9 protein-coding genes and 2 tRNA genes are annotated in these 11,476 nt (G+C 68.2%); 3 read left to right on the top strand and 8 right to left on the bottom strand.

The features are described from left to right. Positions 1-278: 278 nt before the first annotated feature. The 5 genes from E3T23_RS00235 to serS all read right to left on the bottom strand — a co-directional run bounded on the left by E3T23_RS00235 (position 279) and on the right by serS (position 4,079). A tRNA-Ser gene (locus E3T23_RS00235) sits at positions 279-369 on the bottom strand. A gap of 88 nt (positions 370-457) precedes the next feature. Further along, positions 458-1,753 carry an LCP family protein gene (locus tag E3T23_RS00230; RefSeq protein WP_134368413.1) on the bottom strand — a complete coding sequence of 432 codons (1,296 nt, stop codon included), beginning with the start codon at positions 1,751-1,753 and terminating at the stop codon, positions 458-460. 41 nt (positions 1,754-1,794) lie between these two features. Then, positions 1,795-1,879 (bottom strand) — tRNA-Ser (locus E3T23_RS00225). A gap of 122 nt (positions 1,880-2,001) precedes the next feature. Beyond that, positions 2,002-2,814, bottom strand: a complete 813-nt coding sequence (locus tag E3T23_RS00220; RefSeq protein WP_134368412.1) for an HAD family hydrolase — start codon at positions 2,812-2,814, stop codon at positions 2,002-2,004. After that, positions 2,811-4,079 (bottom strand): serine--tRNA ligase, encoded by a 1,269-nt coding sequence (serS, locus tag E3T23_RS00215; protein ID WP_134368411.1) that lies wholly within the window; start codon positions 4,077-4,079, stop codon positions 2,811-2,813. Before serS ends, E3T23_RS00220 begins: the two co-directional genes overlap by 4 nt. A 48-nt stretch (positions 4,080-4,127) precedes the next feature. On the opposite strand from serS, the gene E3T23_RS00210 reads away from it, so the two are divergent. Continuing rightward, positions 4,128-5,123, top strand: a complete 996-nt coding sequence (locus E3T23_RS00210; protein ID WP_134368410.1) for a diacylglycerol/lipid kinase family protein — start codon at positions 4,128-4,130, stop codon at positions 5,121-5,123. A gap of 19 nt (positions 5,124-5,142) precedes the next feature. Here E3T23_RS00210 and pheA read toward each other — a convergent pair whose 3' ends face one another. Beyond that, positions 5,143-6,084 carry a prephenate dehydratase gene (gene pheA, locus E3T23_RS00205; RefSeq protein ID WP_134368409.1) on the bottom strand — a complete coding sequence of 314 codons (942 nt, stop codon included), beginning with the start codon at positions 6,082-6,084 and terminating at the stop codon, positions 5,143-5,145. 36 nt (positions 6,085-6,120) lie between these two features. On the opposite strand from pheA, the gene pgm reads away from it, so the two are divergent. Then, positions 6,121-7,737, top strand: coding sequence for a phosphoglucomutase (alpha-D-glucose-1,6-bisphosphate-dependent) (gene pgm, locus E3T23_RS00200; RefSeq protein WP_134368408.1), 1,617 nt, complete (start codon positions 6,121-6,123; stop codon positions 7,735-7,737). A gap of 38 nt (positions 7,738-7,775) precedes the next feature. On the opposite strand, the gene E3T23_RS00195 is transcribed toward pgm, so the two are convergent. Both E3T23_RS00195 and E3T23_RS00190 read right to left on the bottom strand, forming a co-directional pair. Then, positions 7,776-8,486 (bottom strand): amidase domain-containing protein, encoded by a 711-nt coding sequence (locus E3T23_RS00195; protein WP_134368407.1) that lies wholly within the window; start codon positions 8,484-8,486, stop codon positions 7,776-7,778. A gap of 156 nt (positions 8,487-8,642) precedes the next feature. Further along, positions 8,643-9,557 (bottom strand): M15 family metallopeptidase, encoded by a 915-nt coding sequence (locus E3T23_RS00190; protein WP_241977466.1) that lies wholly within the window; start codon positions 9,555-9,557, stop codon positions 8,643-8,645. 91 nt (positions 9,558-9,648) lie between these two features. Between E3T23_RS00190 and E3T23_RS00185 the strand changes: the two genes are divergently transcribed. Continuing rightward, positions 9,649-11,427, top strand: a complete 1,779-nt coding sequence (locus E3T23_RS00185) for an MDR family MFS transporter (protein WP_241977464.1) — start codon at positions 9,649-9,651, stop codon at positions 11,425-11,427. Positions 11,428-11,476: the final 49 nt, after the last annotated feature.

Genomic DNA, 11,476 nt, shown 5'->3' with positions numbered 1-11,476 from the left:
CTCTGCTGGTACCACCACCACAGCATCGACACCTCCGGCTGGGAAATCCGCATGATCCGCGGCAAACCCGAAGTCCGGGCACCCTTCTGCTACGACCCCACCAGAACCTGGCGGCCAGCAGCCGGCCATCGGGCGGGGACTCGGAAGACAAGTCCGCGACTCGGGTCCCGACAGGCTCGACCAGCGTCAACGTGAGTTCCCGGACTCGCGTCACCCAGTACTTGTGGGCAAGAAAAAACCCCCACATCCAGGAAGAACAGGATGCGGGGGATCAGGTGCGGAGACGGTGGGATTTGAACCCACGGTACCCCGTGAAGGGTACTCCACCTTAGCAGGGTGGTGCACTAAGCCGTACTATGCGACGTCTCCTTGGTGCCTGCAATGCAAACACACGTGGACAATCATAACGGTACGGACGGCATCCGCACGAACCGAGGCCAGCGGAGCCCGCCCGGCGCTACTGCTGGTCGAGCGTGCGCCCGACCGAACAGGTGAGGTCGCCGGCGGTCTGCCCGGTCACGGAATCAGAGAGCACTGTCGTGGCCGGATCCGTCGCGGCCGGATCCGGGGTCGCGGGATCAGCGGCAGCGTCGGGATCGGCGGCAGCGTCAGGGTCTGCCGGGGCGGCCGGAGCCGGTTCGGCGGTCACCGGCGCGCTCGGGTCCAGGGTGGCCCCGCCTCCGGTTGTGCCGGCCAGCTGAAGGGAGTCATCGGCGGCGACGGCCGCGAAAAGTTCTTCGAAGTCGGGTTCGATCGGCTCCACACCGCCGTCGACGGTCCCGGTCGGCACCTGGATGAAGACGACCTTGCTGAGGTCGATGTCCTTCACCGCCACCGCGATCGAGGCAAGGGTGGAAACGTCATTGAGGTTGGTAGACAGGCTCATGTTGGCCGTGACGGCCTTGGCCAGCGAATAGACCTTGAGCGGGTCGGTGAGAGTGTCGGCGCTCTTGACCGTGCGCATGAGCGAGGAAAGGAATACCTGCTGGTTGCTGATCCGGGTCAGGTCGCTGCCGTCACCGATGCCGTGGCGGGTGCGCAGGAACTGCAGCGCGTCCACGCCTTCCAGCGTGTGCATGCCGGCCTTCAGATAGGTTCCCGTGTACTCGTCTTCGATATCTTCGGCGACGCATACGGGCACGCCCCCGACCGCAGTGGACATGGCCATGACGCCACTGAACTGAACTTCAGCCGCGTAGGGGATGTTCAGGCCGGTCAGCTTCTCCACCGTGAGCACGGTGCAGGCCAGACCGCCGTAACTGAGCGTGGTGTTGATTTTCTGGCTGCTCATTGCGTCGAAGGTGCCGCCCTCGGGGTTCGGGCACTCGGGGATGGGAACGTACATGTCCCGGGGGAAGCTGATCACGGAGGCGTTGCTGTGGTCCTCGGAGATATGCAGCAGCATGGTCACATCGTTGAGGTCGGCAGTGTCGTCCTCGTCGCCGAATGCGGGATCCTGCCCCTTGCGGCTGTCGCTGCCGACAATCAACAGGTTCACGCCACCCGGGATGGCATCGATCTTCGGAGCCGGACCCTCGGTCTCGTTGGCCAGCTGCACGCTCTCCTGCACGCTCGCGGCGACGTCGAAGGTCGCGATCGCGGCAACGGATACGCCGCTCGCGAGAAGCACCGCCAGCGACACGGCGAGCACCTTGGCGACGGTCACGAACGGGTTGGAGCGGGGCAGACGGCCATGGCGGGCGATGGTACTGAGCTTCGATCGTGTCGAGCGGGGGCGTAATTCGTCGCTCACTCAGGTCCCTTCGTTAGTGCAGGTCGTGCATAATCGAGGTGCGGAGGGCGTGGGATTCGAACCCACGAGACATTTCTGCCCACCAGTTTTCAAGACTGGCTCCATCGGCCGCTCGGACAGCCCTCCCGATTCGCTGCCCGGGGGCGCTGATGAAACACGCGGTCACGGACTAGCTATTACCGACCGATTCTAGCCGCACGCAGGCTTCCCACAGTGCCAGAGGATGCTGGCAGCGGGCTGGGCACTGTCTACAGGCTGCTCAGAACGCGGGCGAGCCCGTCTTCGTGAACGGCCCCGGTGATCTCGCCGGCCGCCGCGAGCACCTCGTCTGGAGCCTGCCCCATGGCCACTCCCCGGCCGTAGATCGACGCCCACTGCAGCAGTTCGATGTCGTTGCGCCCATCGCCGACGGCCATCACACGGCTGCGCGGGATCCCGAACTCGGCGCGCACCCGCTCCATGGCAGTGGCCTTGTTCACGCCGTCAGGGGCGATGTCGAGCCAGGCAGTCCAGCCGATGGCGTAGCTCACCCGGTTCAGCCCCATCCGGTCGACGATCTGGAGGAAATCCTCCATGTCGTGGTCGGGCGAGATGACGACCACCCGGGTGGCGTCCTGGCGCAGGAGGTCGTCGAACTCGACGTGCTCGCTGTCCAGCCCGATCGTGGCATCCGGGAACGGCTCGGTGTAGCGGTAGAAGCCGTGCTCGTCTTCGACGGCGTACCGGGCGCCGACCAGGTGCGAGCGGATCTGCAGGAGCACCTCGGTCGGATCGAAGGTTTCGACCCATTCGCGCCGGTAGCCGGTCGGGGCATTCGGGTCGCGGTGCAGAGTGATCGCGCCGTTCGAGCAGACCACGAAGCGCGGAGTGATGTCCAGACGCTCGAGCACCGGAAGCGTGGTGGCGGACGAGCGCCCGGTTGCGAGCATGACCTCGTGGCCGGCCGCGGTCAGGCGCCGCACCTGGTCGAGGACGCCGTCGCTGATCGTGCCGTCCTCGTGCATGGTGGTGCCGTCGATGTCGAGGGCCACCAGCCAGGGGGCATCCGTCCGGGGCATCATGCGCCCACCGGCCGAATGACGTCCAGGCCGCCCAGCCACGGGCGCAGCGCCTCTGGAATGAGCACCGAGCCATCCGCCTGCTGGTGCGTTTCGAGCATGGCCACAATCCAGCGGGTCGTCGCCAGGGTGCCGTTGAGGGTACCGACCGGCGCGGTCTTGCCCGACTCGGTGCGGTAACGGATGTCGAGCCGGCGCGCCTGGTAGGTGGTGCAGTTGCTCGTGCTGGTCAGTTCGCGATAGGCATTCTGGGTGGGAACCCAGGCCTCGATGTCGAACTTGCGGGCGGCGCTGGAGCCGAGGTCGCCGGCGGCCACGTCGATGACGCGGTAACTGAGGCCGAGGGCTTGAAGCATGTCCTCCTGCAGGGCGACGAGGCGGTCGTGCTCGGCCTCGGCGTTCTCCGGCAACACGTAGGCGAACATCTCCAGCTTGTTGAACTGGTGCACCCGGATAATGCCGCGGGTATCCTTGCCGCCCGAACCGGCCTCGCGGCGGTAACAGGTGGACCAGCCGGCGTAGCGGAGCGGTCCGTCGGTCAGGTCCACGATCTCGTCCGAGTGGTACCCGGCGAGCGCGACCTCGCTGGTGCCGGTGAGGTAGAGGTCATCGGCGGGCAGGTAATAGATCTCGTCGGCGTGCTCGCCGAGGAATCCGGTGCCGTCCATGATCTCGGGCCGCACGAGGGTGGGGGTGATCAGCGGGATGAAGCCGGCCGTCAGTGCCCGGTCGAGCGCCATGTTCATCAGCGCGATCTCGAGGCGGGCCCCGATGCCGCGCAGGAAGTAGAACCGGGCTCCGGAAACCTTGGCCCCGCGGGCCATGTCGATGGCGCCGAGCAGTTCGCCCAGTTCGAGGTGGTCGCGCGGTTCGAAGTCGAAGGTGGGCACGGCGCCGTGGGTGCGGAGAGTGGCGAAGTTCTCCTCGCCGCCGGCCGGCACGCCGTCGATGACGGGGTTCGCCAGGGTGCGCACGACCGCGGTGAACCGCGTCTCGGCCTCGGTGGCGGCCGCCGCGGCGCCCTTCACCTCGGCCGCGAGGCTCTGCGCCTGGGCGACGAGGGCCTTCTTCTCCGCGGGAGGCGCGGAGGCCACCTGCTTGCCGAACTGGTTCTGGGAGGCGCGCAGCGACTCGAACGCCTGAATGGTGGCGCGACGCTCCGCGTCGGCAGTGAGCGCGTCGTCGACCGCCTCGACCGACGCACCGCGCGCCTTCTGCGAACGCTTGATCAGGTCAGGATTCTCTCGCAGCAGCACAGGATCAATCACCGGACCAGTCTACAAGCGCCCGGTCCAGCACCTTGCTAGCCTTACCGCGTGGATACTCCCGATCAACCGACAGGTGACCGGTGGGCCGCCATCGTCTACAACCCCACCAAAGTCGACCTGGTCCGCCTCGGGGCGAGCGTGGCCCGCGCGGAGTCCGCGTCGGGCTGGCCCGACTCGCTCTGGTTCCCCACCGCCGCGGATGACGCGGGCCGGCAGGCCGCCCGGCTCGCCCTGGCGCAGGGCGCGGCCCTGGTGCTCGTGGCCGGCGGCGACGGAACGATTCGCGCGGTCGCGGACGTGCTGCGGGGTTCCCGCGTACCCCTGGCCATCGTGCCCTTCGGTACCGGCAATCTGCTGGCCCGCAACCTGGGCCTGCCGCTGTCGAACGTTGACGAGGCCACCATGGTCGCCTTCACGGGTGCGGACAAACCGATGGACGTGGGGGTGGCATCCGTGCGCACCGAGGACGGCGCCCTGGCCGACCACGTCTTCCTCGTGATGGCGGGCATCGGCATCGACGCCCAGATGGTCGTCAGCACGAGACCCGAGCTGAAGAGGGCGGTGGGGTGGCTGGCCTACGTCGACGCGGTGGCGCGCGTGCTCCCCCGGGTCAAGCCGTTCCAAATCCGGTACAGCCTGAACGGGCGCCCGCACCGGCCGGCGCACGTGAGCACCATCCTGATCGGCAATTGCGGCCTGCTGCCGGGGAATATCCAGATCCTGCCGGATGCCCGCATCGACGACGGCATCCTCGACATAGCGATGTTGCAGCCCAAGGGCGTGTTCGGCTGGCTCGCGATCTGGCGCCGGGTGACGTGGGAGAACGGCGTTCTGCGCCGCTCGGCGGCCGGGCGGCGCATCATCGCGCGAACCGAATCAACCACCGCGCGGGTGATGACCACGCTGCGTGCCGAAGACATCCGGATCGTTCTGGGCGAGGCCCAGGAGTTCGAGGTGGACGGTGACGCACTCGGCACGGTGCGCTCGGTGTCCCTCCGCACCGACCCGTCCTCCCTGGTTCTGCGGGTGCCCTCCGCGGCCTGAGCGCTGGTCCGAGGACGCGTCAGGCCTCGGGCTCGCCGAGCAGGCCGCGCAGCCAGTCCCGCGCTCCGATGAAGACGTCGTCGTTGTAGCGCGAGGTGAATTGGATCGGCTGTTTGTCGGCCCGCGGGTACGAGCCGAGGAAGATGACCCCGGGGCTGAACCGGCGCAGCCCGAGCAGCGCATCGGCGACGCGTTCGTCGTGGATGTGACCGTCGGCGTCGATCACGAACCGGTATCGGCCCAGGGCGTCGCCGATCGGGCGTGACTGGATCAGGCTGAGGTTGACGCCCCGGGTGGCGAACTGCTCGAGCATCTCCAGCAGTGCGCCGGAGCGGTCCTCGGGCAGTTCCACGATCAGGCTGGTCTTGTCGGCGCCCGTGCGGGGCGGCACGGCAATGGTACGGCTGACGAGAACGAAGCGGGTGACCGCGTTGGCGTTGTCGCCGATGCTGCGCGCGAGGACGACCACATCGTGGTGCTTCTCGATGCCGGGCGGGGCGATGGCGGCATCCGCCTGCCCGGATTCGAACAGCGACGCGGCGGCGGCCACATTGCTCGACGCCGGAAGGTGACCGTGATGCGGCAGATTCGACTCCAGCCAGCGACGGCACTGCGCGTAGGCGACCGGATGCGCGTTGATGGTCTTCACGTCGGCCAGCACGGTGCCCGGGCGCGCCACCAGGACGAAGTTCACCGGAACCAGGTACTCGCCGATGATACGCAGGTCGGGCACGCTCGCGAGGGCGTCCTGGGTGGCGGACACCCCGCCGTCGACGGAATTCTCGATCGCGATCATCGCGGCCACGCTGCGGCCGGAGACGACGTCGTCGAACGCCTCGCCCACATTGTTCACGGCCCGCCAGGACGTGCCCCGGGCCTCGACGACCTGCGCGAGGGCCGCCTCCGTGAAGGTGCCCGTCGGCCCGAGGAAGCTGTAGCTGACATTGCGGGACTCGGACATGGAGATCAGCCTAGTTGCAGTGCAAGACTGGGGACCATGAGCGAACGCGCGGGCACAGCGCCCCTGGAATCTGATCTTGTCGATGTCGAAGCGCTGGTCAAGGCGTACTACGACCTGAAACCGGACGTCGCGGTGCCCGCCCAGCGGGTGGCCTTCGGCACCTCCGGCCACCGGGGGAGCTCCCTCAACACGGCCTTCAATGAAGACCACATCATCGCGACCACCCAGGCGATCGTGGAATACCGCGCGGCCCAGGGCATCACTGGGCCGCTCTTCATCGGCACCGACCCGCACGCCCTGAGCGCGCCCGCCTACACCACCGCCCTCGAGGTGCTCGTCGGCAACGGCGTGCGCGTGCTGGTCGACGAGTTCGACGACTACGTGCCCACCCCGGCCCTCTCGCACGCGATCCTGGCCTACAACCGGGCCGGGAACAGCGACGAGGCCGACGGGATCGTGGTCACCCCGAGCCACAACCCGCCCACCGACGGCGGCTTCAAGTACAACCCCCCGCACGGTGGACCGGCCGACAGCGACGCCACCTCGTGGATCGCCAACCGGGCCAACGAGCTCATCGCGGACGGGCTCCTCAACGTGCTGATGAGCGAGCCCAGCGCGGTCGAGACCTACGACTTCCGCGGCGAATACGTGAACGACCTCGAGAACATCATCGATATGGCCGCCATCAAGGCCAGCGGCATCCGGATCGGCGCCGACCCGCTCGGCGGCGCGAGCGTGGGTTACTGGGGCGCCATTCGCGACCGGTACGAGCTCGACCTGACCGTGATCAACCCCCACGTCGACCCGACCTGGCGCTTCATGACGCTGGACTGGGACGGGAAGATCCGGATGGATCCGTCGAGCCCCTCGGTGATGGCATCCGTCGCCGCCCATAAGGACGAGTTCGACATCGTCACCGGCAACGACGCCGACGCCGACCGGCACGGGATCGTCACCCCCGACGGCGGGCTGATGAACCCGAACCACTTCCTGGCCGTGGCCATCGACTACCTGTACAGCCATCGCGACGGCTGGCGTGCGGATGCCGCCATCGGCAAGACCCTCGTCTCCTCGACCATGATCGACCGTGTTGCGGGCTTCCTCGGCCGCGACCTCTGGGAGGTGCCGGTCGGCTTCAAATGGTTCGTTCCGGGCCTGATCGACGGCTCGGTCGCCTTCGGCGGCGAGGAGAGCGCGGGCGCGAGCTTCGTGCGCTTCGACGGGACTGTCTGGACCACCGACAAGGACGGCATCCTGCTCGCCCTGCTCGCCTCGGAGATTCTCGCCGTGACCGGCAAGACGCCCAGCCGGCGCTACGCCGAGCTGGCCGAGCATTTCGGCGACCCGGCCTACGCCCGAGTGGACGCGGCCGCGACACCGGCCCAAAAGGCCCAGCTGTCCAGGCTCGACGGCGACGCGATCACGGCCACCGAACTCGCCGGCGAGAAGATCATCGCCAAGATGAGCCACGCCCCCGGGAACGGTGCGGCGATCGGCGGGGTCAAGGTCGTCACCGAGAACGCCTGGTTCGCTGCCCGTCCCAGCGGCACCGAAGACGTCTACAAGATCTACGCCGAGTCCTTCAAAGGCCCGGAGCACCTGAAGCAGGTGCAGATCGAGGCCAAGGCCATCGTCGACGCCGCGATCGCCTAGCGCAACGGCGCACGAGCCGCGCAGCCCGACACTCGGGGCTAGGGAATGCTCCAGTAGTACGCGGTGGCGCCCGGGTGCTTCTCGGTGATCGCGTAGTCGACCGAGCGGAAGTCGGTGTCGTCGGTGTGTCCGGCGTAGTAGATCTGGATGTCGTCGCCCGAACCCTCGATCCGGGTGACGACCCCGGTGTGGTCGCGGTCGCCGGAGTTGTCCCAGTCGAACTGGGCGACGTCGCCGATCTTGACCTGGTCGCGCTGGTCATCCGTCAGGGCAGTGGCGCGGCCGGACTGGGCGACGTAGTCCCGGAACGCGGTGGAGCTGATCCAGGGCGACGACGTGTCGAAGTCGGATCCGGTTCCCTCGGACCACCACTGGTCGTCCATGGTCCAGCCCCGCTCGATCAGGGACTGGCTGGTGAAATTGACGCAGTCGTTGTCGGCGATGACGCCATAGGCATCCGTGTTGTAATCGGTCCAGTGGGCGATCATATAACTGACCTGAGCCTGCACCTGGGGGTCGACGGGAACCGGTTCTGCGGCCTCCGCGGGGACGGCCCGATCGGTGGCCGCGGTGTCGGGCTCGGCCTCGTCGGCCGTCGGCGCGGTCAGCGTGGAGTCCGCCGCAGGGGTGGCCGAACCCGAGGCCTCGGGTTCGTCGCCGGTCATCCCGGCCACGGCGGCCGTTCCGGCCACCAGACCACCCAGGACGAGCACAGCAGCGACGATGCGGAAACGTCGGGTCAGGACCACAGAATTCTCTCTTCGTTCGGGGTGCCACCGGGGGCGTGGCAGACTCGCCCCTTTTGGGGGCCGAAGAACAGATAACCACAGTTATCCGGGAAAAGCCCGGGCGACCGACACGCCGGTGCTGCCCGGTGCCGGCACGAGCACGAACCAAGAATGGGATCAGCGGTAGCCGGGAGCCGCCGGGAGCCCGAAGAACTCTTCGAGGGTGGTCGTGCCGGTGGCGTGCATCTCCGTTGCCAGTTCCGTGCCGATGTAACGGAAATGCCAGGGCTCGTAGGCGTAGCCGGTGATGGCCACCTTGTCGGCCGGGTAGCGCAGCAGGAACCCGAAACGCCGGGCATTCCCGGCCAGCCACTGCCCCTGAACGGTGTCGCCGAAGCAGACATCCAGCGAACAGTTGCCGGGCAGCGCGCTGATGTCGATGGCCAGCCCGGTCTGGTGCTCACTTGTTCCCGGCCGGGCGGTGCTCGTGTCGGCGAACGCCTGTCCGTTCGCGGCGACATCCGCGTCGTACACCGTGACCTGGGTGGCGAAGCTGCGGTAGGCGCTCTGCGACTGCAGCTGCAGCCCCGTCTCGGCCGCGAATGCGGCGAAGAGGGCGACGGTTGCGTCCGACGCCTCCCGGCGCAGTTGCGGACTCCAGACGTGGGGCACCGGAACGTCGACGAGGTCGGTCGGCGCGTAGCCGACAGGGTTCAGCGGCCGGGTCTTGTCGACGACGACCCAGAGACTCGCCGGGTCGTCGAGGGAGCGGGCGGCCCGGTCGAAGAGCGGCACTGCGATCGGGTCCGGCGGGACCGACGGCGCCGGCTGCTCGGGGGCGGGCACGGCAGACGGTGTCGCGGTGGGCGTGGCGGAGGGGGGCGGCGTGGCGGCGGGGGTCGGCGTGCCCGCCCCGGTGCCGAATTCCGGGACGAGGGCAGGAATCCAGGCCACCAGAGCCCCGGCGCCCAGGGCTGCGGCGAGGAGCACGGAGATGAGACCGGACAGTACAAGGATGCGCCGACGCCGGTAGGGCGGTGGCGCCCCCGCCTTCCGCCCTGCCTGCCGCTCTGCCTGCCACTCTGCCCCCACGACGCCGAGCCTAACCTGCCCCACCGCGCGCACCGGACGCCCGGCCCCAACGGGTTGAACATTGTTTGCCTATCGTGTAACTTTGCGCTCGATGCAAACTTCGCCCGCCTCCGCCGCCCCGCCGCTGATGTCGCACCGGCAGATCCTCTTCGTCATCTTTGGACTGATGGCCGGGATGTTCCTCTCCGCCCTCGACCAGACCATTGTGGGAACATCGATGCGCACCATCGCCGACGACCTCGACGGCATGGCACTGCAGGCCTGGGTCACGACCGCGTACCTGATCGTGTCGTGCATCAGCACGCCGATCTACGGCAAACTCAGCGACATTTTCGGGCGCCGCCCGCTGTTCCTGATCGCGATCACGATCTTCCTGATCGGCTCCCTGCTGGCCGGCCTGGCGAACTCGATGTACGAACTCGCGATCTTCCGGGCCATCCAGGGGCTGGGTGCCGGTGGCCTGATGGCGCTCCCCCTGACGATCATGGGCGACATGCTCGCCCCGCGGGAGCGGGCGAAATACCAGGGCTACTTCCTCGCCGTCTTCGGGGTGTCCAGCGTGATCGGCCCGCTCATCGGCGGTGTCCTGTCGGGCTCGGACACACTCCTCGGGATCACGGGCTGGCGCTGGGTCTTCCTGATCAACCTCCCGATCGGCATCATCGCCCTCGCGATCGTGCTGAAGTTCCTGCACGTGCCCCACCTCAGCCGGCCCGTTCGCATCGACTGGTGGGGTGCGGTGACCGTGATCCTCGCGGCAGCGCCGCTGCTGCTCGTGGCCGAACAGGGCCGCACCTGGGGCTGGGGCTCGGCCCCCTCGATCGCCTGCTACCTGATCGGTTCCCTGAGCATCGGGGCCTTCATCCTCGCCGAGCGGCTGATGGGCGATGACGCGCTCATCCCGCTGAAGCTGTTCCGGTCGTCCACGTTCTTCATGGCGACCGTCCTGGGCGTCCTGGTCGGCTTCGGCATGTTCGGCGCCATGATGACCGTGCCGCTCTACCTGCAGCTCGTGAACGGGGCCACCCCGACCGAGAGCGGCTTCCTGATGCTGCCGATGATCGCGGGGCTGATGATCTCCTCCATCGTGAGCGGCCAGCTGATCGCCCGCACCGGGCGCTACAAAATGTTCCCCACCATCGGAACCGCCTTCATGTCGGCGGGCTTCCTGCTCTTCACGTTCGCCACGGCGGACAAGCCGGTCGGATTCATGATGGCCGGGATGCTCCTGATCGGCCTCGGCCTCGGCCAGCTGATGCAGACCCTCACCATCGCCAGCCAGAACTCGGTCGGCCCCCGGGACATCGGCGTGGCCACCTCCGCCTCGACCTTCTTCCGCCAGATCGGCGGCACGCTCGGCACGGCCGTGCTGTTCTCGGTGCTGTTCACCCGCATCCCGGACACGATCAGGGCGGCATTCGACGACCCGACCATCGCCTCCGGGGTCACGGCCGCCGCGACGGACCCGGCCGTGCAGGCCGACCCGGCGAACACCGGCATCCTGACACTGCTGGCCAACCCGGGCGGCATCGGTGGGGCCCTCGACGGTGACACCTCCTTCCTCAACGCGGCCGACCCGCGCCTCGCGCAGCCGTTGCTGGTCGGCTTCAACGACGCATCCGTCACGGTCTTCTGGGTGAGCCTGGCCGTCGTGCTGGTCGCGTTCACGCTCAGCTTCTTCCTCAAGGCGCCGCCGCTGCGGACCACCTCCGCCCTGCAGGAGGCCGCCGACGAGAATGCCGCCGAGCTGGCCGCGCAGGCCGCGCTGACCCGGGACGCGCAGCGGGCCGCGGACACGATGGGCGCCCTGATCGAGCCGGGGATCGACGTCGACGAGTTCGATCGCGAGGCGCGCACGGAGTCTCGCTAGCGCCCAGCCAATCGACGCTCGGTGCCGAGGGAATTGTGCGGGCCGGTGG

This window comes from Cryobacterium cheniae (genome assembly GCF_004403395.1).
GTDB lineage: Bacteria > Actinomycetota > Actinomycetes > Actinomycetales > Microbacteriaceae > Cryobacterium > Cryobacterium cheniae.
This window is presented reverse-complemented; position numbering and strand designations above follow the sequence as displayed.